Annotated in this window: 22 protein-coding genes; 15 read left to right on the top strand and 7 right to left on the bottom strand. The window is 44.9% G+C overall.

Going from position 1 to position 24,654, the window contains the following annotated elements:
• Window positions 1-148 precede the first annotated feature (148 nt).
• The 15 genes from B3O12_RS08585 to B3O12_RS08515 all read left to right on the top strand — a co-directional run bounded on the left by B3O12_RS08585 (window position 149) and on the right by B3O12_RS08515 (window position 18,324).
• On the top strand, window positions 149-1,798 hold the full coding sequence (locus tag B3O12_RS08585; protein WP_286747786.1) for a S41 family peptidase: 1,650 nt from the start codon (window positions 149-151) through the stop codon (window positions 1,796-1,798).
• 40 nt (window positions 1,799-1,838) lie between these two features.
• Complete coding sequence (locus tag B3O12_RS08580) at window positions 1,839-2,330, top strand: nuclear transport factor 2 family protein (RefSeq protein WP_189631644.1); 492 nt, start codon at window positions 1,839-1,841, stop codon at window positions 2,328-2,330.
• Between the two features lie 140 nt (window positions 2,331-2,470).
• Window positions 2,471-2,881: an HYC_CC_PP family protein gene (locus tag B3O12_RS08575; protein ID WP_286755992.1), complete on the top strand. Its 411-nt coding sequence runs from the start codon at window positions 2,471-2,473 to the stop codon at window positions 2,879-2,881.
• Between the two features lie 175 nt (window positions 2,882-3,056).
• Window positions 3,057-6,806, top strand: coding sequence for an efflux RND transporter permease subunit (locus B3O12_RS08570; protein WP_286755991.1), 3,750 nt, complete (start codon window positions 3,057-3,059; stop codon window positions 6,804-6,806).
• Complete coding sequence (locus B3O12_RS08565) at window positions 6,803-7,513, top strand: acetolactate decarboxylase (protein WP_189631641.1); 711 nt, start codon at window positions 6,803-6,805, stop codon at window positions 7,511-7,513. The genes B3O12_RS08570 and B3O12_RS08565 overlap by 4 nt, the downstream gene beginning before the upstream one ends.
• Window positions 7,510-8,742 (top strand): TolC family protein, encoded by a 1,233-nt coding sequence (locus B3O12_RS08560; protein ID WP_286755990.1) that lies wholly within the window; start codon window positions 7,510-7,512, stop codon window positions 8,740-8,742. Before B3O12_RS08565 ends, B3O12_RS08560 begins: the two co-directional genes overlap by 4 nt.
• Complete coding sequence (locus tag B3O12_RS08555) at window positions 8,739-9,329, top strand: DUF2911 domain-containing protein (protein ID WP_286743425.1); 591 nt, start codon at window positions 8,739-8,741, stop codon at window positions 9,327-9,329. The genes B3O12_RS08560 and B3O12_RS08555 overlap by 4 nt, the downstream gene beginning before the upstream one ends.
• Window positions 9,330-9,331: 2 nt before the next feature.
• The gene (locus tag B3O12_RS08550) at window positions 9,332-10,549 is read left to right on the top strand and encodes an exo-alpha-sialidase (RefSeq protein ID WP_286755989.1); all 1,218 of its coding nucleotides are present in this window, start codon (window positions 9,332-9,334) and stop codon (window positions 10,547-10,549) included.
• Complete coding sequence (locus B3O12_RS08545) at window positions 10,549-12,315, top strand: efflux RND transporter periplasmic adaptor subunit (protein WP_286755987.1); 1,767 nt, start codon at window positions 10,549-10,551, stop codon at window positions 12,313-12,315. Before B3O12_RS08550 ends, B3O12_RS08545 begins: the two co-directional genes overlap by 1 nt.
• A gap of 18 nt (window positions 12,316-12,333) precedes the next feature.
• Window positions 12,334-12,807 (top strand): DUF3347 domain-containing protein, encoded by a 474-nt coding sequence (locus B3O12_RS08540; protein ID WP_286755986.1) that lies wholly within the window; start codon window positions 12,334-12,336, stop codon window positions 12,805-12,807.
• Window positions 12,808-12,892: 85 nt separating this feature from the next.
• The gene (locus tag B3O12_RS08535) at window positions 12,893-13,456 is read left to right on the top strand and encodes a helix-turn-helix domain-containing protein (RefSeq protein WP_286755985.1); all 564 of its coding nucleotides are present in this window, start codon (window positions 12,893-12,895) and stop codon (window positions 13,454-13,456) included.
• Between the two features lie 90 nt (window positions 13,457-13,546).
• Window positions 13,547-14,281 carry a heavy-metal-associated domain-containing protein gene (locus B3O12_RS08530; protein ID WP_189631634.1) on the top strand — a complete coding sequence of 245 codons (735 nt, stop codon included), beginning with the start codon at window positions 13,547-13,549 and terminating at the stop codon, window positions 14,279-14,281.
• A gap of 20 nt (window positions 14,282-14,301) precedes the next feature.
• Window positions 14,302-16,299, top strand: coding sequence for a copper-translocating P-type ATPase (locus B3O12_RS08525; protein ID WP_286755984.1), 1,998 nt, complete (start codon window positions 14,302-14,304; stop codon window positions 16,297-16,299).
• 325 nt (window positions 16,300-16,624) lie between these two features.
• On the top strand, window positions 16,625-17,383 hold the full coding sequence (locus tag B3O12_RS08520) for a DUF6503 family protein (protein WP_286743435.1): 759 nt from the start codon (window positions 16,625-16,627) through the stop codon (window positions 17,381-17,383).
• Between the two features lie 5 nt (window positions 17,384-17,388).
• Window positions 17,389-18,324, top strand: coding sequence for a carbon-nitrogen hydrolase family protein (locus B3O12_RS08515; RefSeq protein ID WP_286755983.1), 936 nt, complete (start codon window positions 17,389-17,391; stop codon window positions 18,322-18,324).
• Between the two features lie 43 nt (window positions 18,325-18,367).
• Here B3O12_RS08515 and B3O12_RS08510 read toward each other — a convergent pair whose 3' ends face one another.
• The 7 genes from B3O12_RS08510 to B3O12_RS08480 all read right to left on the bottom strand — a co-directional run bounded on the left by B3O12_RS08510 (window position 18,368) and on the right by B3O12_RS08480 (window position 24,402).
• Entirely contained in the window at window positions 18,368-19,315 is a 948-nt protein-coding gene (locus B3O12_RS08510) for a cupin domain-containing protein (RefSeq protein WP_286755982.1), read from the bottom strand.
• A gap of 85 nt (window positions 19,316-19,400) precedes the next feature.
• Window positions 19,401-20,243 (bottom strand): LytR/AlgR family response regulator transcription factor, encoded by an 843-nt coding sequence (locus B3O12_RS08505; RefSeq protein ID WP_286755981.1) that lies wholly within the window; start codon window positions 20,241-20,243, stop codon window positions 19,401-19,403.
• A gap of 200 nt (window positions 20,244-20,443) precedes the next feature.
• Window positions 20,444-21,055, bottom strand: coding sequence for a LolA family protein (locus B3O12_RS08500; protein WP_189631628.1), 612 nt, complete (start codon window positions 21,053-21,055; stop codon window positions 20,444-20,446).
• 139 nt (window positions 21,056-21,194) lie between these two features.
• Window positions 21,195-22,160 carry a hypothetical protein gene (locus tag B3O12_RS08495; protein ID WP_286755980.1) on the bottom strand — a complete coding sequence of 322 codons (966 nt, stop codon included), beginning with the start codon at window positions 22,158-22,160 and terminating at the stop codon, window positions 21,195-21,197.
• A 23-nt stretch (window positions 22,161-22,183) separates the two neighbouring features.
• On the bottom strand, window positions 22,184-22,981 hold the full coding sequence (locus tag B3O12_RS08490; protein ID WP_189631626.1) for a HEAT repeat domain-containing protein: 798 nt from the start codon (window positions 22,979-22,981) through the stop codon (window positions 22,184-22,186).
• Window positions 22,982-22,986: 5 nt separating this feature from the next.
• Window positions 22,987-23,856, bottom strand: coding sequence for a DUF4097 family beta strand repeat-containing protein (locus B3O12_RS08485; RefSeq protein ID WP_286755979.1), 870 nt, complete (start codon window positions 23,854-23,856; stop codon window positions 22,987-22,989).
• Between the two features lie 6 nt (window positions 23,857-23,862).
• Window positions 23,863-24,402 (bottom strand): RNA polymerase sigma factor, encoded by a 540-nt coding sequence (locus B3O12_RS08480; protein WP_286755978.1) that lies wholly within the window; start codon window positions 24,400-24,402, stop codon window positions 23,863-23,865.
• Window positions 24,403-24,654: the final 252 nt, after the last annotated feature.

Here is a 24,654-nt window from a genome sequence, read left to right as displayed (position 1 = left end):
ACGAAACTAACAATTTTGATTCAGACTTGGAATGTAGAACTTACATTTTTGGTTAAACACAAAACAACACAAGTCGTTACTATCATACCATGACATTTGCCCATGTTTTTGACAGGTTTATCTATTTTTGCCGATTAAATTCTTTATTGTGAGCGATTACAAAAACTCTTCATATCATATCAGGCTTCCTATTTTACTCACCGTGGCTGTGCTGGCCGGAGTTCTCATTGGAGCCAATTTTGCCGAACCAAAGGCTAATAGAAAGTATCAGGCTTCTATTCAGAAGTTTACCCAGCTGATGGAGTACATCGAAAATGACTATGTAGACTCTGTGAATACGGCAAGCCTGCTGGAAGAAACCATAGAAACCATACTCGATAAGCTCGACCCTCATACGGTGTACATTCCGCCAAAAGATGCCGAACTGGCCCAGTCGCAGCTCAGAGCCACTTATGACGGTATTGGGGTTGAATTTAATTTACTGCGCGATACCCTCTATGTGGTGACACCTCTTTCCGGAGGACCCTCTGAGAAAGCCGGTATTCAGGCGGGAGATAAAATTGTAACGGTAGATGGTGAAAACATTGCCGGTATAGGGCTCAATAACCGCATGGTTTTCGATATGCTCCGGGGGCCTAGAGGTTCTCAGGTAACCGTTGGGGTAGTACGAAAAAATGAAGATGAAATTCTCGAGTTTGAGCTCACTAGAGGAGCAATTGCCCAAACATCGCTCGATGCCAGCTACATGATTGATGATAAAATTGGGTATATCAAAGTAAATCGTTTTGCAGAAAGCACCTACAGGGAGTTTAAAGCCGCACTCACTGAACTCAAAGCCAAGGGTATGACTCAACTTATTTTGGACCTACAAAATAACTCGGGAGGCTATATGAGTGCTGCCATAGGTATTTCCGATGAATTTCTCGGAGAGAATGCACTCATTGTAAGCCAAAAAGGACAAAGCGCAAAGTATGATAGTGAAGCTCGAGCCACCAAAGACGGAGCTTTTCAGGAAGGAGCCCTTATGGTACTCATTAACGAAGGTTCGGCCTCAGCCTCAGAAATTGTAGCGGGAGCTTTACAAGACAATGACAGAGCACTTATTGTTGGTAGAAGATCGTTCGGCAAGGGCCTTGTTCAATTACCCTTCGACCTTAACGATGGTTCGGAATTACGCATGACCATCGCCCGGTATTACACCCCAAGCGGCCGCTCCATTCAAAAACCTTACGAAGACGGTGAAGAAACCTACAACAATGACTACTACGACCGCTATGTTTCGGGAGAATTGTTCTCTCAAGACAGTGTGCACTTCGATGAAAACCTGGCTTATGAAACCACCGGAGGCCGTACCGTTTATGGTGGAGGTGGAATAATGCCAGACTACTTTGTGGGGCTGGACACTACCGATAACAGCGCTTATGTGAACCGCCTGGTGGCCAACAATACGATAAGAGAGTATACGCTGGACTTCCGCGACAACCACCCTGAGCTAAAAAACCAATCAGCAGAGGAGTTTCTAGCTACATTTGAAGTTACAGAAAGCATGCTCAAAGAAGTGGTTGCTCTGGGAGAAAAAAATGGAACTCGTTTTAACCAAAGGCAATTCAACAAGTCCAAAGATTTGATGAAATACCTGATTAAGGCTCGCATTGCCCGCGAGATCTATGGCGATGACAACGCATTCTACAAGGTCTTTAACCAAACCAATGAAATTTATCGCGAAGCTATAGACCTTTTTAAAAATCCTGAAAAGCTCAAAGAAAAGTCGAGCGGTGTTCTTTTGCAGAAAATGTAAAAGAACACCGGACTTCCATCGTTGTCGATAAAAAACAGGCATGAAAAGATTTTTACTCTGCACATTACTTCTTTGCTCTTCACCGCTGTGGGCTCAAACCGAAACAGACTCCATCAATCGAGATGTGTGGTACAACTTCATGCAGGCCTATCAGGATTTAGATGCCAGCCTTTTTAATCAGATTCACACCAATGACGTGATTCGTGTGGCAATAGACGGAAACCTATTGCTTGTTGGCCAACAGTATAAAGATCAGAATCTTGAAAATTTTAACCGTTGGAATCAAACTCGGGTGAAACAAAAAATAGAGTTTAGTTTTATCAGCAGAATCCAATCGGGTCTCTGGGCACACGAAACAGGTATTTATAAGCTTACCCGTTTTACTGATTCAGGATCTCAATCATATTATGGTAAGTTTCAGGTAATGCTCAAAAAAGTAGGTGATCGCTGGAAAATCTACATGGACTCTGATACCAACGAAGGAGGTAAGGTTGGTGAATCAGATTTTCAAAAAGGCGATATCTTGAGGTAATACCCCTTTCGACAGCAATCCTGATAGACCAATCTTAATAATACGGATACAATTGTTGTACGGCTCTGCCCCCCACTTCAACACATCCGAGCCTCCCAATCCAAACACTTTTTCAAAACATCCGTATATTTGCACAGTTCGTGAAAAAAACGGTTACCATAGGACTTACCATGCTATACCTGATAACATCCGTTGGGTTGTTATTTGGCCAACACCTATGCATGGGACGTGTGCAGGAAAAAGCCATCTTCAAAAAGGTGGAGTTTCGATGCGGCATGAGCATGGAAATGCACAAAGGAATGGAAGACTGTTGTGACGATGAGTGGACCCTTGAAATTGTTGATGACGAGCAACAAGTTACAGCCTTCCAAAAGGCTCCGCTGGCCAGCTATCATTTACTATTCGAAACCGGCTTCTCAGACCCTCTACTTTCTGCGGGAATTCACTTGAACGAACAGACTATTTATGACACAGGCCCTCCGGAGGTAATACACCCCGACCTGTACCTTTTCTACCACAATCTCAAAATCCCTTCTGGTTTACAATCCTAAGGCGAAACCCTGTTCGTCATTCAGAAAGGGAAACAACAATCTGTTAGAGGTTCTATTCACTATTGTGCTGTTTGTTCCCTGCCGTTGAGCAATTTGTGTTGAATGATCATTGAATGGGTTCGCCAATCCTCATTGCTAAATGCAAAATTCAACTACGGATTGTAACACCAACAAAATGATCAATAACCTAATTAAATTTTTCTTGTATAACCGACTGGTAACTTTTCTGTTACTCGTGGTTCTTCTGGCCTGGGGGGTAGTAACCGCTCCGTTCGATTGGACAATAGGACTCCCCAAAGACCCTGTGCCTGTTGATGCCATTCCGGATATCGGTGAAAACCAACAAATCATTTTCACCGAATGGCCCGGCCGATCGCCTCAAGATATTGAAGATCAGATCACCTACCCCCTCACCTCTACCCTACTGGGACTTCCCGGTGTAAAAACCATTCGAAGCACCAGCATGTTTGGCTTTTCCTCTATCTACGTGATCTTCGAAGATGGTGTGGAATTTTATTGGAGCAGGAGCCGCATTTTAGAAAAACTAAACGCTCTTCCCAAAGGGTTGCTTCCTGAAGGAGCCCAACCCGCCTTAGGGCCAGATGCTACGGCCTTAGGACAGATATTTTGGTATACCATAGAGGGAAGAGACAAGAATGGCCGGCCGGTAGGCGGCTGGGATCCTCACGAAATTCGCACCGTGCAGGACTATACTGTAAAGTATGCCCTTAACTCAGCCACCGGAGTTTCTGAGGTGGCCTCTGTCGGTGGTTTTGTGAAAGAATATCAGGTAGACATAGACCCAATTGCCATGAAAGGTTTTGGGGTGACTCTTGCTGAAATTGCTCGCGCTATTAAAGAAAGTAACCAGGATATTGGTGCCAAAACCATGGAAATAAACCAGGCTGAATACCTTGTACGCGGGCTGGGTTATGTAAAGAAACTAGAAGACCTGGAAAATGCGGTAGTAAAATCGGTTAACAACACTCCGATTCGAGTAAGGGATGTAGCCTTTGTTTCTATAGGGCCGGCCTCCAGAAGAGGAGCTTTAGACAAATCGGGAGCAGAAGCCGTTGGCGGTGTTGTGGTGGCCCGCTATGGTTCTAACCCCATGGAGGTCATTGAAAATGTGAAGAAAAAGATTGAAGAAATAAGCCCCGGTCTTCCCAGTAGGGTATTGGCCGATGGCACCGAATCTAAACTCACTATTGTACCATTTTATGATCGCACTCAGCTAATCAAAGAAACCATTGGTACGCTGGAAGAAGCCTTGACGCTGGAAATCATAATCACCATCGTAGTGGTTTTGGTTATGCTTCTCAACCTAAGAGCATCGGTACTTATATCTTCCTTACTGCCAATAGCCGTACTCATGTGCTTTATTGCCATGCGCTATTTGGGGGTAGACGCCAATATTGTTGCCCTATCGGGCATAGCCATTGCCATTGGCACTATGGTAGACGTAGGCATTGTTCTCACTGAAAACATTAGCCGCCATCTGGATATGGACAAAAAACAGCGGCTTGTAGACCTAATCTTCGAAGCCAGTAAAGAAGTGGCTCCGGCTATTATTACGGCCGTAATGACCACGGTCATTAGCTTTATCCCGGTATTTACACTAGAAGCAGCAGAAGGCAAACTGTTCAGACCTCTGGCCTATACCAAAACATTTGCCCTGGTCGCTGCTATTTTGGTAGCCTTACTCATTCTTCCCACACTTGCCTATTGGTTTTTTGGCTTCAAACCCCGAAATGAGAAAATAAAACTGCTCATCAACACCATGATTGTTATAGTGGGTAGTGTGGCACTTTTCAAAAGCATGTGGCTCTCCGGCTTTGTACTCATTGGTGTTGGAGGCTGCAACATAGCAAGACAGATATGGCCAGCCAGCCGAAACTATCTGAAACACGCTACATTGATTATTTTCCTTATTGCAGTCACCCTCCTGTTGAGCGAGGAATGGCTACCGCTGGGAGTTAAAGGTGGAGGAATAGCCAATTTTATTTTCGTGGCTCTCATAATAGGTATCACCCTGGGCAGCTTTAGCCTATTTATTAAACTCTATCCAACAATTCTCAACTGGACCTTACGCCACAGACGCGTTTTCCTAGTGCTTCCCACAGCAATCGTGTTATTTGGAATAACTGTATGGCTGGGCTTCGATAGAGTATTTGGGTTTGTACCCAAACTATTTGGTGCGGAAATAAGAACCAACTCCGTCTATGTAAAGCTTAATCATAGCCTGCCGGGTATAGGCAAGGAGTTTATGCCGGCTCTCGATGAAGGGGCTTTTCTTCTAATGCCTACTTCAATGCCCCATGCGGGCCTGGAACAAAACAAGGAAGTGCTCAAACTTTTAGATATGGCTGTGACGGCTATTCCCGAGGTAGAATCTGTGGTGGGTAAGTTGGGGCGTAGTGAAAGTGCCCTCGATCCTGCTCCCATTTCCATGTATGAAAACGTAATCAACTATAAGAGTGAGTATAAGACCGATGCGAATGGCCGAAGATTACGCTTTAAAACTGAGAATGGAGAGTTTGTAAGAGATGCAGCCGGTGAACTGATTCCCGATGCTAACGGAGAATATTACCGGCAGTGGAGAGATGAAATTCAGTCGCCAGACGATATCTGGAAAGAAATTGTGAAAGCCACTGAACTTCCCGGAGTTACATCGGCACCTAAACTACAGCCTATAGAAACACGCTTGGTAATGCTACAGACCGGTATGCGTGCACCAATGGGCATAAAAGTAAAGGGGCCTGACCTGGAAACCATTGAGCAGTTTGGTTTACAACTGGAAGACGTTCTCAAGCAAGTGCCTTCTGTGAAGTCTGAAGCTGTTTTTGCAGAGCGCATAGTAGGAAAACCATATATGCTTATTGACTTGAAACGCGAAAACCTGGCTCGCTATGGGCTAACAATTAGCGAAGTGCAAGATCACCTGCAAGTGGCCGTTGGGGGCATGAAGCTCTCAACAACTGTAGAAGGGCGCGAGCGCTATCCCATTCGGGTTCGTTATCCGAGAGAGCTGCGCAACAACCCTGAAGCTTTACAAAATATACTCATTCCCTTACGCAACGGGCAAAGTATACCATTGGGAGAACTGGCCGAAATAGACTATACCCGAGGCCCTCAAATGATAAAAAGTGAGGACACATTTTTGGTGGGTTACGTAATTTTCGACCGGCAACCCGGACAGGCCGAAGTACAAGTTGTACAAGATGTTCGCAACCTTATAGACCAGAAACTGGCCAGCGGAGAACTCGTACTTCCTGCCGGAGTATCGTATGAATTTGCAGGCAGTTACCAAAACCAGATAAGAGCTGAGGCCAGACTGAGTCTAGTGATTCCCATTGTGCTGGTTGTCATTTTCCTCATTCTATACTTTCAGTTCAAATCAGTACCGGTATCGCTTATGGTCTTTAGTGGAGTAGCGGTTGCCTTTGGCGGAGGCTTTCTCATGCTTTGGCTCTACGGCCAGGAAAGCTTCCTCAACTTTAGTCTGTGGGGCACAAATATGCGCGATCTGTTTCAGATTCATCCGGTAAACCTAAGCGTAGCCGTTTGGGTAGGGTTTATCGCCCTTTTTGGTATTGCTACAGACGATGGCGTGCTTATGGCCACATACCTCGATCAGTCTTTCGACACCGAAAAACCACTTTCTAAGGAACAGATCAGAAAGCGGGTTATTGAAGCAGGTATGAAAAGAGTGCGCCCTTGCCTGATGACCACCGCCACCACACTATTGGCACTGCTCCCAATTTTAACGAGCACCGGCCGCGGGTCAGATGTAATGGTACCCATGGCCATACCTTCATTTGGAGGAATGCTCATTGCTCTAATAACTCTCTTTGTGGTTCCAGTGCTCTACTCCTACTACAAAGAGGTTCAGATCAAGTTTCAACCCAAAAACACCGAGCTATGAATACAGCAGCAAGAATTGTAATCATTAGCCTTGGGTTTGCGGCCTGTAGCCAGCCTCTGATCAATGACGCGGAAGTTTATGGCAACCTTAGGCAAATCATGCAGCAAAATCAGTTGCAGGCAAGGGTTAAGAGCAACGATTTAACCATCAATGAAAACAGCTATGCCCTGGGAGCCATGGCAGATCTGGAGGGCGAACTCATGATTTATGAAGGAGAAGTTTGGAGCTCGGTAGCACAACACGACTCCGTGCTGCTCACTAAGCCACATCATTTTGAGGCAGCCCTTCTGGTAAAAAGCCAGGTGAATGATTGGGAAGAAGTACAAATCTCCAAACCGCTTAGCTCCATGAAAGAACTGGAACAACAACTGGCCCAACTAATTGAAGAAAGACAAGCCACAGAGCGCATTGTTCCTTTTCGGATTGAGGGCGAAATAGCCCACATGGACTGGCATGTAATAAATGCCAAAGAAGCTACAGGTTCTGGTCACGATGCCTATCGGGAAGCTGGTTTTTCAGGAACCACCGACAACCAGACTGTAAAGATTTTGGGCTTTTATTCGCGCAACCATGAAGGCATATTTACTCACCACGGCAGTTTTCTGCATATGCATTTTATAAAGGCAGATGAGGCCATGGGCCATGTGGATGCATTGAGCACCAAGCTCCCTGTAACTATCTATTTACCTAAAAATCCAATCCCATGATCAGGCCAATACTAACACTTTGTTTATTGCTCAGCACTTTAGTTCTTTCCGGTCAGAGTCTGGAAGGTTATTGGAAAATGGCTGCGGAAAACAACCCAAGCCTAAAAGCCAGCTTTAATAAATACCTTGCTGCTCTTGAAAGAGTAGACCAGCAAGGAAGCCTGCCCGATCCAAACCTGAGTTTCGGTGTTTTCATTTCTCCGGTAGAAACCCGTGTGGGTGCGCAGAGACTCCGCATGTCTGTCAGCCAGATGTTCCCGTGGATGGGCACTTTGGAAGAGCGCAAAACCATGGCCGTGCGGTTAGCCGAAGCCAGTTTTGCGGAGTTCGAAGAGGCCAGAAATGCATTATTCCTAAAAGTTTCAGAAACCTGGCTTCAACTCCTTGAGCTGGAAAAAGAAATAGCGCTTTCCAAGGAAAACCTAAAGCTTCTCAGAAGTTATGAACCCATTGTTAAAACCAAGTATGAAGCCAACCTGACTTCACTAGCCGACCTCATAAGGGTTCAAATTCGCATTGAAGAAGCGAGTACACAGCTCACACTTCTCGAGCTACGGAAGACTCCGCTCATTAGCGACTTTAACACCTATTTGAATCGGCCCGTGGACACCCCGGTTATCCTTACGGAAACCCTGCCGGTCAACTCAGAAGCTTCTGTTGATTCGGTTTTAGTTAAAAACCCCAAGGTTATTCAAAACCAATACTTACAGCAAGCCGCACAGAGCCAACTCAAGTTGAGCCAACTCAAGCGAAAGCCATCGCTTGGAGTAGGTTTAGACTATGTATTCGTGAGTGAACGCACCGACATGGCGGTTGCCGACAATGGTAAGAACATTATTATGCCCATGGTGAGCATGAGTCTACCCATATTCGGCAAAAAGAACAAAGCTCAAATTAAAGAAGCCGAGCTAATGCAGGAAAGCCTTCAACATGAAGCTGTTGGCATAAAAAACACGCTTAAAAATGAATGGACAAAAGCCACATACCTTGAACAATCGGCCGAAAAGGAACTACAGCTCTATGCCAGCGAAATCGGCAATACCAAAGCATTGCTGAATGTTCTCACAAGCGAGTATAGCAACAACAGCAGCAACTTTGAAGAGTTGCTTATGACACAACAGCGACTTCTGCAACTACAAATTGCTGAGGCCAGGTCACAAACCAGGCAACAGAGATCGCAATTAATAAAACAGTATTTATCAGGCAATTTTTTACCCTTAAACCCATGAAAAGAACAACACTAACGTTTTTAATAATCTCCTTAATGGCCATAGTGTCCTGCAAGAAAAGCGCAGAAACACAAAACACAGAAAACCATGCGGAGCATCAGCAACCGGAAACCTCCACACCCAACACCAAAAGCCCTCCGGCCACAGCCATGGGCAATATTGGAGAAACGCATGTGCACATTTCCTACCACTCACCACGAGTGAGAGGGCGAAATATTTTTGGAGGTTTAGTAGCCTACGGAGAAGTATGGGTAACCGGAGCACATAAAGCTACCACTGTAGACTTCTCTACCAATGTACGTATCGGAGACTCCCTTATTGAAAGTGGAAAGTACGCCCTGTTTACCATTCCCGGTCAGGAACAATGGACCATTCTGTTAAACAAAAATTACGATCAGCACCTGGCCGATGAATATGACCCCGAGCTTGACGTGCTCCGCTATGTAACTCAGGCCGAAACCATTACTCACACTCAAGAAGAGCTTTTATACCAGGTTCAAGAAGGAGACCATGAGGGAAGCATCATCATTAGCTGGGCCAACGTAAAAGTGAGCCTGCCCATTCAAACCATCGCAAAAGAGCAGTAACAATGAAAAATCTAATCGTAGTACTCATCGCATGCACAGCAATTCTGGCTAGTTGTTCTAACCCACAGGAAACACCCTTGGTAGAGCCGCTTGCCCTCCCCACTCAAAACAGCTCTAGCCTGCCACGGCTGTTTACCAATGCAAAGGGAGAAACCTTTTTGTCTTGGGTAGAGCGCAATCCTGAAAAGGTTGCAAAGCTCTACTTTTCTAAGTTGAAAGATGGCCAATGGCAAAGCCCTCGGCTCATTGCCGAAGGAAGCAATTGGTTTATTAACTGGGCCGACTTCCCATCAGTTATAGAAAACAATGAGCTAATGGCCGCCCATTGGCTACAAAAGAGCGAGAAAGGCACCTATGACTATGACATACAGGTAGCCTTCTCCAACAACAGTGGCAACAACTGGCAAGCGCCCATTACACCACATAAGGATGGTATTTCTGCCGAACATGGTTTTGTAACCATGCTGCCTCTGGAAGACCAAAAAACCTTTGTGACCTGGCTCGATGGTAGAAATACTAAAGGAGACCATGCTAAAGACGGTGGCCATGGAGGAGCAGGAGCCATGACGCTTCGCGCAGCCGTCTTTGATAGTGAAGGAGAGACCCTGGAAGAATGGGAGCTAGACGACAGGGTTTGCGATTGTTGTCAAACAGCAGCCGCACAAACCAAGGATGGACTTGTGGTGGTTTACCGTGACAGGTCAGAAGGAGAAATCCGCGACATGTCAGTAGTACGCTATGTAAATGGCGAATGGACCAAACCTCAACCCCTAAAAGTAGAAATGTGGGAAATGCCTGCATGCCCGGTAAATGGCCCTTCCATAACAGCCCAAGGAAATCAGCTCGCTGTGGCGTGGTTTATGGCAAAAGGCGGATACCCTGAGGTTAAGCTGGCCTTCTCACAAGACGGTGGGGCCACTTTTGGCGAAGCTGTGGTGGTGAGTCATGGTACTACCAACGGCAGAGTGGGCACAACCACCCTCAACAATGGCAACGTACTGGTAAGCTGGCTGGAAACCGCTGACGACACCGCTAAGATAATGTTGGCCAAATACGATAAAACCGGCACACTACTCAAACGCATGACCATCGCAGAAACTTCGGCTGCCAGAGCCAGTGGATTCCCGGTACTCACCAGCAATGGAGAAGACATATACATGGCCTGGACCCAGGCCGATGAACAGACAAGCATTAAGACAGCCAAAGTCAATTTCGAATAATGAAAACAGACAGAAAAACCGTATTTATAGCCCTTGGCACCCTCGTTCTAGGGTTGCTTTTGGGGGCACTATTCTTTGGAGGAGGTGGCCATAGTGTCTCTTCTCCGGAATTGGCCACTGAAGAACACTCCCATCCTGAATCAGGCCTGTGGACATGTTCTATGCACCCCCAGGTTCGACAGTCCGAACCAGGCTCCTGCCCTTTCTGCGGAATGGACCTTATTCCGGTAAGCGAAGGCGGAAATGATGACAACCCCAGAGTTCTCAAAATGTCCAATGCCGCTCAGGCACTAGCCGACATTCGTACAGAAGTGGTAGGCCGTTCAGAAGCCTCGGCCTCCCTGAGTATAAACGGGCGAATAAAGGCCGATGAACGTAGGGTTCAGACCCAAACCACTCACTTTGGCGGAAGAATAGAAAAGCTCTATAAAAACTTTGAGGGGGAATACGTGAAGAAGGGTGAGAAGGTGGCATCCATTTATTCACCACAACTGGTAGCAGCTCAGAATGAACTGCTCGAAGCCAAAAAGCTGGCCTCTACCAACCCGGCCCTTCTTGAAGCCGCCCGAAAGAAACTCAAGTACTGGAAGATCACCGATGAACAAATAGCGGCTATTGAAGCTTCCGGAGAAGCCATGCGCAACATCGACCTGTTATCCAACTACGAGGGCATTATCCTCAAAAAACTAGTTAACAATGGAGATCACCTTATGGAAGGTGGAGCGCTTTACCAAATAGCCGACCTCACCACCGTATGGGCTATTTTTGAGGTATATGAAAAAGACCTGGGTAAAGTAAAGCTAGGCGACAAAGTAACTTTTAGCCCCAACGGCATTAATCAAAACTTTGAGGCCACCATCAACTTTATTGCACCATCAGTAGAAAGCAACAGCCGCATCATAGAGGTTAGAGCCGATGTACCCAATGGCAATGGACGTCTTAAACCCGATATGTTCATTAAAGCACAAATAAAGGCAGTTGCATCGAATGAGCTGAGCATTCCACGTTCGGCTGTGCTATGGACGGGCAAACGTTCGGTTGTCTATGTAAAGCTGGCCAATAATGAAGGTTTCGAACTACGCGAGGTAGAACTAGGCAATGCAATAGATAATCACTATCAGGTAATTGAGGGGCTGAAAGCCGGAGAAGAAGTAGTGGTTAATGGCACATTTACGCTCGATGCAGAAGCCCAGCTAAAAGGAAAAATAAGCATGATGGCTCCTTCAGAGTCGAGTGCCTCTGACCACAAAAACGGTTTTCAGGAAATTGAACTTCCAGGCACTATCAATTACATAGAGTCTACCCCAAGAAGCTTCAAAAATCAGCTTCAAAGCCTGACCAAGGCCTACTTAACCCTGAAAGACGCCATGGTAGAAGGCTTGCCAAGCTCCATTCAGGCACAAAGTCAGAAGGTTTCCGAAGCACTCAAAAAAACAGACATGAGCCTGTTGAAAGGCGATGCCCACATGCACTGGATGACCTTATTGGAACCCATGCAGCAGAGCTTATCAGACATAAACAGTTCCGACAACAGAGACCAGCAACGCTTACAGTTTATAAATCTTTCTAAAGCCCTTATCAATGCCATAGAATCGTTTGGAACAACCATGGAAAGCCCTTTGTACGTTCAGTTTTGCCCCATGGCCAATAACGACAAAGGCGCCACCTGGGTATCGGCTCAGGAAGAAATCATAAACCCCTACTTCGGAGACATGATGCTCCGTTGTGGCAATGTTGAATACACTATAGAAAACAATCCAAATTAATTTCAAACTATACATTTAATGAAAAAGTTAATCGTAACACTTACCATCATTGGTCTTATGAGCGCCTGTGGAGGCAAAACCGAACAAAATTCCTCTACTTCGACTCCAAAAGCCGAGCAAAAGAAAGCACCTGTAGAAGCCTACCTAAGCTTAAAAGATGCTTTGGTGGCTACCAACAGTGAAGAAGCGGCAGAAGCAGCAAAGGCTTTTATGGTAGTTACAAAAGATGAAAGGCTAGTATCTCCCTTAAAGCAGATTGCCGCTACCTCAGAGGTAGAAGATCAGAGAAAAGCCTTTGAGACTCTCTCCATGGCCATGTATGAAATCGTAAAAGCCGGAAACTCAGAAACCGTCTTGTATAAGCAGTACTGCCCAATGGCCTTCAACAACAAGGGAGCCTATTGGCTGGCAGCAGAATCGGAAGTAAACAACCCCTACTTTGGTGATGTAATGCTACACTGCGGCCGCGTTGAGGAAACCATTAACCAATAGATAAACCCAGGCTGTGCCGGGCGAAATCAAGGTATGCAATCACCATATCGCCATTACCTTGTAGCATCGGCACAGCTGCTTTTTCATGATTATTACCGTAAAGCATATGGTGTGTAACCGCTGTATAAAAGCGGTTGAAGAGGCCCTCGGTCAAAAGTGGGACTCTTCTAGCTATCGGGTTCGTCTGGGGCAAATAGAGTGGAAAACTGCTCTCAACCCGGAAGACCTCGAAACTATAGACAAACTGCTCAGCAAGCACGGCTTTGAGTTGGTAGAAGATGAAAAAAGCAGAAAAGTAGAATGGATTAAACAACTGATCATAAATGAGGTACACCACCAGGCCGCACAAAAGCCAACCGAGGTCAACTTCTCAGAGTTTATCAGTAAAACAATCGGTCACGACTATTCCTACCTAAACGACCTGTTTTCCAGCATTGAGGGTAAAACCATAGGCCAGTACGTTACTCTCCAAAAGATTGAAAAGGCCAAAGAGCTCCTTGTTTATGGAGAGATGAGCCTGGCACAAATTGCCGATCAACTGGAATACAACAGCGCCCAATACCTGTCGACCCAGTTTAAAAAAACAACAGGCCTTACTCCTTCCCGATTCAAGTCTTTTGGCCAACGCAGACCTATAGACAAAGTATAGGTATCAGGAAAAGTTATACATCGGCACCCAAATAGTGTAAGGCTTGGTTGGAGCAAAGGCCACACCTTTGTAACACAAAATGAGCGACTCATGAAAAAGCAACTGACTATTACGGGAATGACATGCGAAGGCTGCAAAGCCACAGTAACCCGAAATATTAAAAAATTACCCGGTGTTCAAACCGTATCGATAAACCTGAGCAATGGCCAAACCATTGTTGATGCCAATCTCATATACAGTGAAGACGAGATTCAGGAAGCTATCGGAAAAGATTCAAAATACCAGATTGTAAGACAAGAAACCAACCTGCGTTCTTCATCAGCCCCTCAGTCAACTACAGCAACCAAAGGATTCTTTGCCACCTACAAACCTCTGTTGCTCATAGTGGTATTTATTGCCGGGGTAAGTGTGCTGGCGCAGGCTGGGCAACACGGTAGCATTGACTGGAGTCTTTGGATGCGCCACTTTATGGCCGGATTCTTTATTGTTTTCTCATTCTTTAAACTCCTGAATCTGGAAGGTTTTGCTAACAGCTACCGCATGTACGATATTGTAGCTGCTCGCTGGAAGGGCTGGGGATACATATACCCATTTGTAGAACTGGCCTTAGGAATTGCTTACCTCATTCATTTTAACCCAACAATTACCAACCTTACCACAGTTATAGTATTGGGAGTAAGCTCTATTGGAGTAATAAAAAGCAATCTGGACAAACGAAAGATTAAATGTGCCTGCCTTGGAGATGTTTTCAACCTCCCCATGAGTAAAGTCACCATTATAGAAGACCTCACCATGGTAGGTATGGCAGCCATCATGTTGGCCTGATTCAACCCATTTATTGAGTTATGAAAGATCACCGACAAGAAGAACACAAACATCATGAGCATGAACAGCATCACGATCATTCAGCAATGATCAATGATTTTAAACGCAGATTCTTTGTTTGCCTAATTCTGGGCCTGCCGGTAATTGTGTTATCGCCCATGATTCAGGAGATACTGGGTTATTCTCTGAGTTTCGAAGGGAGCACATACCTTTCTGCAGGACTCTCCAGTTTTATATTTTTCTACGGTGGCTGGCCATTTTTAACGGGTTTGGCTAGCGAACTCAAAGAAAAACAACCGGGTATGATGACCCTTATTGCCATAGCCATTACCACTGCCTGGGCCTACAGCACTGCTGTGGTTTTCGGTTTAGAAGGCAAAATATTCTACTGGGAGTTGGTCTCTCTCATTGCCATTATGCTCCTGGGCCACTGGCTGGAAATGAAATCTGTAATGGGTGCTTCAAAGGCCCTGCAAAAACTTGCAGAGTTAATGCCCGACCATGCTCATAGAATTACTGACGATGATATTGAAGATGTAAAAACAACACAACTGCAGAAAGGAGACCTCATTTTAGTAAAACCCGGTGAAAAAATACCGGCCGATGGAACGGTCAAAGAGGGTGAAAGCGAACTGGATGAGAGTGCACTAACCGGAGAAAGCAAGCCAATAACTATTGGCCCGGGTCAGGAGGTAAAAGGAGGAGCCGTTAATCTGGATGGTTCCTTAAGAATAGAGGTTCTTTCTACCGGAGAAGAGAGCTATCTCAATAGGGTAATAAAACTGGTTGGTGACGCGCAACAGGTGAAATCAAAAACTCAGACTTTGGCAAACAAAGCCGCAGGTATTCTGGCCTACGTGGCCATCATAACCGGAGCCATCACCTTGCTGGTTTGGTGGCAGCTCTCCGACAAAGATTTTAGTTTTGCACTGGAACGCATGGTTACCGTAATGATTATCACATGCCCTCATGCACTGGGGCTAGCCGTACCATTAGTTTCAGCCATCTCCACAGCTATTTCGGCCAAAAACGGACTACTCATTAGGAATAAATCGTCTTTCGAGTCTGCCCGAAAAATAGACACCGTGGTGTTCGACAAAACAGGCACTTTAACCAAAGGTGAGTTTGAAGTACAAACCCTAAACGTAACCGACAATTCGCTAAGCAATGAAGAGCTATTGGCCATAGCCTATGCTCTGGAGCAAGAATCGGAACACCCAATAGCACGCGGCATTGTTAAGGAAGCAAAAAAACAGTCAGTTAAAGCCGTAAAAGTCACAGACTTTTCGGCTCAAAAAGGAAAAGGTGTAGAAGCCAGGATTGAGGGGATAAAACATGCTATTGTAAGCCCCGGCTACCTAAAAGAAAATAATATTGATCTGCCCAATGAGGCCACTGAACAAAAAGGCACCGTTGTATTTGTGATTCGGGAAAACAGCCTTTTGGGCTACGTGGCACTCGATGATACCATTAGAGAGGAAAGCTATCAGGCTATTGAAGAACTCAAAAGCAAAGACATAGAAGTACTAATGGCTACTGGCGACAATGAAAATACCGCAAAACAAGTGGCCGAAGCCATAGGGTTGGACGGTTACCACAGTGGAGTACTCCCCCATGAAAAATCAGAGATTATAGAGCAATTGCAAAAAGATGGCAAGTTTGTAGCCATGACAGGCGATGGAGTAAACGATGCTCCGGCCTTGGCCAAGGCCAATGTGGGAATTGCCATTGGCTCGGGAACTGATATTGCCGCAGAAACAGCCGACATTATTTTGACCGAAAGCAGACCCAGCGATGTGGTACGTTTAATCACCTTTGGAAAAGCCACCTATCAAAAAATGATACAAAATCTGGTTTGGGCCACCGGCTACAATGTGTTCGCCATTCCTCTGGCCGCAGGCATATTGTACAATCAAGGGATAATGATTTCTCCGGCACTCGGAGCAGCCTTAATGAGTCTCTCTACAGTAATATGTGCACTGAACGCTCAAAGCTTAAAATGGTCGATAAAAAAATAATTGCTCTAACAATTCTAAATTTTTTATAAAAATTGAATTTTTCCAATAGATAGTAAAACCAAAACGTAAAGTTTATAGTTTATTCTACGAATGATTTGGTGAAGTTAATTTTTTGCTATTACTTCGAATTGTCTAAGAAATTTAAGACACCTGGAGGTTCCAATCCTCTGGTATTGTGTGTGTTTATTGGCCATCCCGAGAGATCGGGATGGTTTTTTTATGCCCACTGGCACACCAATGTCTTTCCCCTACCATTCCCAGAGTTTTTAAAGTTCATCATTGAACTTATCGTTAAATTGAGGCGTAAATCCGCAAAAGATAATTCATGAAAAAATACCTGATTATTCTTCTTTTATTCTTTTTTGCTGTGTTGGCCTGCCAGAAGAACAGCCGGAACCAAGGGCCAATGGAACAGCAGGTGGTGGACAAGGCCATTGCTTTTCATGGCATGGAACAACTAAACAATTCTTCTTTTTCGCTCACCTTCAGAGAAATGGATTACACCTATACAATGAAAGACGGGCGATACAAATATACACGCACCCAAACCGATTCTCTCGGCAGAGAAGTAGTAGATATTTTGACCAATGAAGGACACTTGAGGCTCACCAATGGCGACACGACAGAAGTTACTGAAGAAAAGAGTGCCGCCTATTCTCGCTCAGTCAATTCGGTGATTTACTTTTTCAGACTACCCTTTGGGCTTAATGATGATGCTGTAATTAAGTCATATCAGGGAACAACGGACATTAAAGGAAAAACCTACCATGAAGTGCGCATTACCTTTAAGCAAGAAGGCGGTGGCGAAGACTTTGACGATGTGTTTTTGTATTGGTTCGATACGGAAGACTATCGAATGGACTACATGGCCTATCTGTATCATACCGATGGAGGCGGTTTGAGATTTAGAGAAGCCATTAACCAACGAAGAGTAGAAGGTGTGCTTGTGCAAGACTACATCAATTACAAACCGGCCGATGAGTCGATAGACATCAATACAATTGATGAATTGTTCGAGGCGGGAGAGCTGGAAGAGCTTTCGCGAATCATCAATGAGCAGGTACAAATCCGCTTCAACCCCTAACAGGCATGAAAAAGTCCGTACGAATAGGCATTGTGCAATCGGCTCCAAGCTACCTGAATGTAGAGGAGTCTATGCGAAAAGTAGAGAAGCTTTTGCGCGAAGCCTCCGAAAAGGGTGCGCAATTGATCACCTTTGGTGAAACGTGGTTTACCGGCTATCCTGCCTGGATAGATTACTGCGATGAATACGCCAAGTGGGACTTTAAACCTACTAAAGAGGTTTTTGCCAAAACATATGAAAACAGCCTTGACGTGAAGGGCAAAGAAGTAGCCACCATTGGTCAATGGGCTAAAGAACTTGGGCTGGTGATTGTAATGGGCATAAATGAGAAAGTGACTAGTGGACCTGGCAACGGCACTATTTACAACAGTTTACTTACCTGGAATGAACATGGAGAGCTAGTGAACCATCATCGAAAATTAATGCCTACCTACACCGAAAGACTCATTTATGGTCATGGCGATGGCCATGGGCTTAAGGCTGTAGAAACACAAGTAGGAAGGATTGGTGGTTTAATTTGCTGGGAGCATTGGATGCCTCTAACGCGACAAACCATGCACAATTCTGGCGAACACATTCATGTGGCGGTGTGGCCCAAAGTTCATGAAATGCTTCAGATTGCCACCAGATCTTATGCCTTTGAGGGTAGATGTTTTGCCGTTGGTGTGGGGCAAATTATGCGAGTTAAAGATATTCCGGCCGAGCTCACCTTACCTTTAGAATTGCAGAATAAACCAGACCATATGCTGCTCAATGGTGGCAGCTGCATTGTAGGCCCGGATGGTCATTATGTAATGGAACCGATTTGGGACAAAGAAGGTGTTTTTGTTCAGGAAGTAAATCTTACACGGTGCTATGAAGAACGCATGGCTCTGGATGTAACAGGCCACTACCAAAGAAATGATGTATTCGAGCTAAAGACAAACACTAAAAGACTGTGAGCAGCCTCCGCCTTGAGTCCGGAGGCCGCCCTTAGGCCAATGTTTATTTCTTGTCGCCTTGTTTTACCCGGGTTTCATTCTCTTGGTAAAAGGCGTATTCCTGCTCTAAAAAGCCAATGTAAGATTGCCCCCAAACATAATCTATGTTGTCTCCAAAAAGCACTAGCACTCCCTCAAGCGGCTCTTCATAAGGGTTATACAGTTTATGTTGAATGTACGGGGGCACAAAAAAGCTCATCCCTTTAGCAATATCCATTTCCTCTCCATTCACCACTGCTTTGCCCTTGCCGCTGGTGATAATAAAAAGGTTGGGTACCTGGCTCGATTGGATGTCCTCTTCAGCGTTGGCCACTTCCATTTGCCCCAAACTAAACCAACCAATGCGCTTGTCTTTCATGGTGTATAGCGATACCATCATAGCTCCATGGGTTTCCATAGACTTATCACGGCCAAAGGGAGTTACCTCACCATTCCCTTTCTTCCAAAAATGCTCCATGGTTAAATAGGCCAGGGCCGTTTCGCCCTGCCCGGAACTAAAACCTTCCATATCGGCTACACCAAATAGAGGCTGTGGATCTGACTCACGGGTACGCATGCTGGCCGTTCCGGCAGTTAGCTCATTGGTGTAGAGACTTCTAAGGGTAGACATATCTGGGCAATGAAAGTACCACGTGGGCCGGCTGGGTTTGCCTTTTTCAACCGAAACGTTGTGTGGCCCCATTTCATGAAACGTGTATTTTTGACTTTTGCCTACCAGGTACCCTCTCTCATTCCTCTCTACTTTCACCGTCCACCAATCCTCTTCAACCTTAATTCCAAAATAGGCATTCATGGCCATGGGATCATCGGCATAGGCCTGAACGTAATCTCTAATCATGGCATCGGCAGACTGCCCAAAAACCGGAGCAGTTACCATAACACCGTGTAGCATAATAAAAGCCAATGCAACCATTGCCTTAGCTTTTAGGGGAAGTTGTATTCGTTTTTTCATGCCTAAAAAAACCGCCCCAAAGCACAAAGGGATGCCTAAAAAACAACGATTGTGGCGAAATTCTGCTATTTGTGGTGAGTGAGAGCTAGTGGATTATTTTGAACCTCCTTATGGCCTGAAGTACCACCTCTCGGTACGATCTGGAAACAGGAATCGGATGAGAGACACAAACCAGTCGCAGCTCTATGGACGAGTGACCAACAACCGAGCGGACGTTATGGAGGTTGACCACATAGGACCTATGACACCTCACTACTTCTGGATGACTGATCTGCCGAAAGATATTTGTTAGAGTACCTCTTACAAGCTTCTTTTTAACCTGATTTTGCTCCAGAAAGGAAAGCTCCACGTAATTGTCATGTGCTTTGAGGCAAAGTAAATCTACCAACCTTACGGCAACCGATTCGTTGTTTCCGCTGCCTTTTACAGAAATAAACTCTTCTTTAGGCCCTTCTTCTCTGTTGGTTAGCATCTGCTCGTAGTCCGACTTGAGATTTCTAAAGCGAAAGTAGCCAAGCACACCAGCCAGCGGAAAGATGAGCACCGAAGATATTTGAAGAACAAAGCGTAAACCGCTAATAAATTTCCAGTCGTGCCAGCCTCCTATTAGATTATACAGTACAAAGTTTGACAGCCCTAACACCAACAGAAGCGCCAAATGCCAGTATACAACAGCGGCTGTGCTCGCTCTCTTAATACAATGTCTTTTGACCCAAAACTCCATGAGCACACACAAGAAAAAAGTGCTTGTGCCAAACTTTGCCATTTCTACAAGGAAGTGGACCGTATAAGTAAAGCGGGGATTGTAGTTATGTATGCCAAATGGAAGAAAGGCCACCAGGAATATGTACAAAAAAAGTGGTGTAGCAATACAAACCGCTAACCGGTAGGGCTTTGAAAGAAAAAAATCGAGGTTAACCTTTTTCATAAGGTTTGGAGTCAATAGCCAGAGAATCCAAGCCTCCGGGTTTACATCTAAATTACTAAAGCCCTACACCAACTTGCCAAGAATGAGCAAAAAAAATGCACCTGAACTTTTCGAAGTTATTTTTAAAAAAAAGGCTGATACTCAGAGAGTATCAGGCCATAACCTTCAGATCGACATACAACGGTATTGGTCAACCCTTGTTACTTGCAACCTCTTCTTTCGTCTATCTTCTCGTAATACTCGGCAGGGTTTATACTAAAACTGGTGCCTGAAGTATTGGTAGAAAAGTTAGAAAAAGAATACTTGTGAGAAGTACCGAAATCGTCTACCGCAGTAATTGACGTAATGTTATTGCCACTAAACGCCACATGAACTTCTTTGTAAGCTGCTTCTGAAGATGGCTTAAGCTTTAATACAGAGCCTTCCATGGTTCCGCTATGGCCTGAACCAAAGAAGGTCATCATTGAACCAAAGTCTACTATGGCTTCAGTGTTTTGGCCGGGGCAAAAGAACAATATCTGAGAGTGGTCTGGCTCCTTGGTTCCTACATACTCTGTTTTACCATCGTTGAGCCAGGTTTCGTTGGGGCCATATTTCAAAATGTATTTTGCACCTTCAACCACCAACACGCCTTCCTGCACATTCTTAAAACCCATGTTATCGTTAATGGCCTCGTATACCACGTTTACCTTATAGTTGGGTATGTTGCCATACTTGTTGTACAACTCGTTGATCTTAGAAGAAGCATCTTGAGCTTGTACCGAGCCCACCATTAGCACAGCGAGCAGTAATGTTTTCAGTAGAGTTTTCATAAATCTGTGTTTCTAAAAAAAGATTAAAAGGAATGATAAAAGTTGAGTGGTTGGCTACTTTCATCGGCTGAGATAGATCAAAAATAAAAAAATCCTGTGAATAGCCATTCACAGGATCAAATTTGTGGTTTACCTCTATCTACTTCTTACGGATATAAATATTCCCGTTGGTAGTTTTCATCATTACTTCAGCACCTCCTCCATTGAGGTCGCCTTCAACCCAACTCTCGTACTTCATGCTAAATCCGCCTTTGTTATTTTTATTGCTAACCGGTTGGGCCTGCTTAATACTAAACGATTCAAAGTCTGTGAATATGTCTCTATTCGTTCTCATTTTTGCTGTGAACTTAGTACCGGTAGGCACACTTATATCTACATTTCCATTGTAGGTGCTAAAAGCCATAGGGGTTTCAGGAGTCACTTTGGCAAAAGTAACTTCGATAGCTCCATTGTAAGTCGAAGCGCTGGCAGAACCGCTAATATTGGTCAGCGTAATAGATCCGTTGTAGCTCTCCACATTAACCTCCCCGTTTACGCCTTCAATTACAATGTGGCCGTTGTTATAGGTTTCTGCTTTAATGTTGAAGTTTTTAGGCACCATTACTTCAAAATCTACCCGGTTGTTCCAGCCTTCACTTTCCAGCCTCACGGTGTTATTGTTTTCAGAAGCCTCCACATTAAAGCCCCCGCTACTCACCAGCCTCATACCATTTTTAGACTCTCCTCGCTCCACCTTCTTTTCGTACTTAATCATTTTCACTTTTACAGTGGGGCCGTCATAGCCTGTTACTTTCACTTTGCCATTTCGGTTGTCTAGATCCAGCTTTCCTCTTTCACCGGGTTTCGAAAGTGGTATTTCTATCTCCTGTGTATTCTGCTGGTACTCTATTTTTTTACCATTATGATCAAAGTCCATATCAAACTCAAAGTCAGATACAACACTATGAACCGCCCTTTCGGCTATGGCTTCTACTTCTGCTAACACTTGAGGATCTACCTTCACCTCCCAGTTTTTACTGGTCTTTACCTGCACATCCTGAGCCCAGGCCGCAACTCCCAAACTCATTAACATTGCCGCAGATAACATTTTTCTCACGTTTCTCATGATCTGTTTTTTTCTTTTTCTCTTTACATGATTTTATCCAAATTCTCACGAAGCGCTGATTTCACATCATCGGGTGTATTTTCAGCATTTAGAATAGGTTCAAAGGCCTTTACTGCCTGAGTTTCCTGCATATCCACCATCAATTCGGCCATAGCTACCAATACCAATGGAGATTGTTGTTGGTTAATACTTTTTATCAATCGTTCACGAATAGCCGAATCTTTGGCATAGTTGGCCAATGAAGCTAAGGCTGCCAGCCTCACATTGGTACTCTCATCGTTATTGAGTGTTAAAAACAGGGCATCGGTTACTTCTCGGTTTTTAGACACAAGCCCGTTGCTCATCTGCACGCCTTTCAGCCGTTGAGTCACCGACTGGTCTTCCAGCATGGTTTTCATCATTACCTCCTGCATACCAGCCATCTGATCGCTCAGCCTATTCAGTTGGCTGTTGTACACACTGCCTGTAAAAAGCCTGCCTAAAACAAGGCCCACCAACAACACACAAAACCCAAAAGCAAACCGCCCCTTGGACGTGGCAAAGAAAAACCTTCCCAAGACACTCCATACATGCCGAAAGTCTTCTTTACCTTCTACCCTTCTTTGCTCGGCTGCCAACATTTGGTAAAAGTTAGAGCGCAGAGCATCTGTGGGCTCAGGCTTAGGAGTTGTTGCCATTTGTTGGCCCATAGTCCTGAGCTCGTTCACCTCCTGCATATCTATGAACCCCTGCTCCACATATTCTTCAAACTCGCGCCTGCGTTCATCAGTCAGGGTTCCGTCCATATATTCTGTTATCAGAGACATATATTTCTCTTCCATCTCCGTCATTGTTTTCTTAAGTATACATCACCATTAAGCGTTTCAAACTCAAAAGTAGGCCCTCCGGATTTTCCATACTGGTAGCTGTTACTATTGGCTATTTTGTACTTTACTCCATTACCATCAGGAGTCTTGGTTACTTTGGGGGCCAGTTTGGCCGTAAATTCCAGATCACTGTAAACCTCTCCCCACTGACTTTGAAAGCTAAATATTGCACTGGCATTTTCAGGCACTCTAATTTCTATGTCGCCATTTACTGTATTAAAGCTGCCAAACTCTTTCGGTAAGCTTTTGTAGTTTACTTCCAACTTTCCATTCACGGTCGATGCTTTGGTGTCGCTAGCCAGATTCTGCAAAGTCACATCGCCATTTACATTGGAAGCATACACATTGCCTTCCACGTTTTTCACCAACACACTGCCCTTGTTCACTGTAGAAAGCTTCACACTTATTCCCTTCGGCACCTTCACAGTAAAATCGAGCGTATACCAGTAGTTTTTATGCTCGCTCTTTCTGTTCCACTCCCAGCTACATTGCAGAGGGTCGGCCTTATCTTCCATTATATGATTAGGAGAAGACAAGAAGAGTTTCACAAACTCCGCCCCCTCCAGCACACCCAAATTCACTTCTTCCATACCAAGAGCCAGGTCTTCGTTGGTCTTTCCGTTCACTTGTTTTTTCACTACCACCTGCACCACTTCTCCCTCGTAAGCTTCTACTTCAACGCTGCCATTTATATTGCACACGCAAAACCAGAACTCAGCACTAGCATTGTTCACCGCAAATTGTTTCGTAATGGTTTCAGACTTACCCTGAGCCCACACATTGGCACCAACCAGCAAAGCCACCAGCACCATCCAATAATTCCTTTTCATTTCTTCTTATGGTTTTACAACCTCACATTCAAGTTTCTCATAGTTGGCCTTCAACTCTTTCAGTGCTCTAAAAATCCTCACCTTCACAGCACTTTCAGAGCAATCCAGAAGTTCAGCAATGTCGGTGTACTTCATTCCCTGATACTTACTCAATACCAATATTTCGCGTTTCTCTGCAGAAAGCCTTCTCATGGCCTTTTCCAGTAAATGACGCTCCTCACTGGCAATCTTAAAAGTCTCCGCATTGTCGTTGTCAGCATAATATTTGTCCGTTACGCTCACATCTTCCTTATATCCCAGACGCTTCTCCTTCTTATAGTAGTCGGCAAATAAATTCCGCGCCATATGAAATATCCAGGTAGAAAACTTACCGTCACCCTTATAGGTATGACGGTATTTGATGATTCTCACAAACACATTCTGCACAAGATCCTCGCTGGCGTTGCCATCAGAAGTCAGCCTATAGAAGAACCCATACAAAGGCCTGTTGTAGCGTTCGAATAATAGACCCAGCTGATCTAGCTGGCCGGCCTTAACCTTAAGCATTAATGTGTTGTCTGAGATTGAATCCAATGCTTCGTCTTAAGAATTCAGTGGGGGAAACTCAACTCGATTGAAATGGTTACATACAATTTAAGATTTTCTTTTAAGAAGATTTTGAAGGACGCCCCACTGCACAAAATCCTTGCGCCCAGGCCTGCTCTGGCGGGCCGGGCGCTGTTATAGCCAATTACCTAAATCAACCCGGGTTCGATGTAAAGAAGTAGTAAAATATCCCCTCTTAGGACGTCATTGCGG

This window comes from Roseivirga sp. UBA838 (assembly GCF_002296035.1).
In the GTDB taxonomy this organism is placed as follows: Bacteria; Bacteroidota; Bacteroidia; order Cytophagales; family Cyclobacteriaceae; genus Roseivirga; species Roseivirga thermotolerans.
This window is presented reverse-complemented; position numbering and strand designations above follow the sequence as displayed.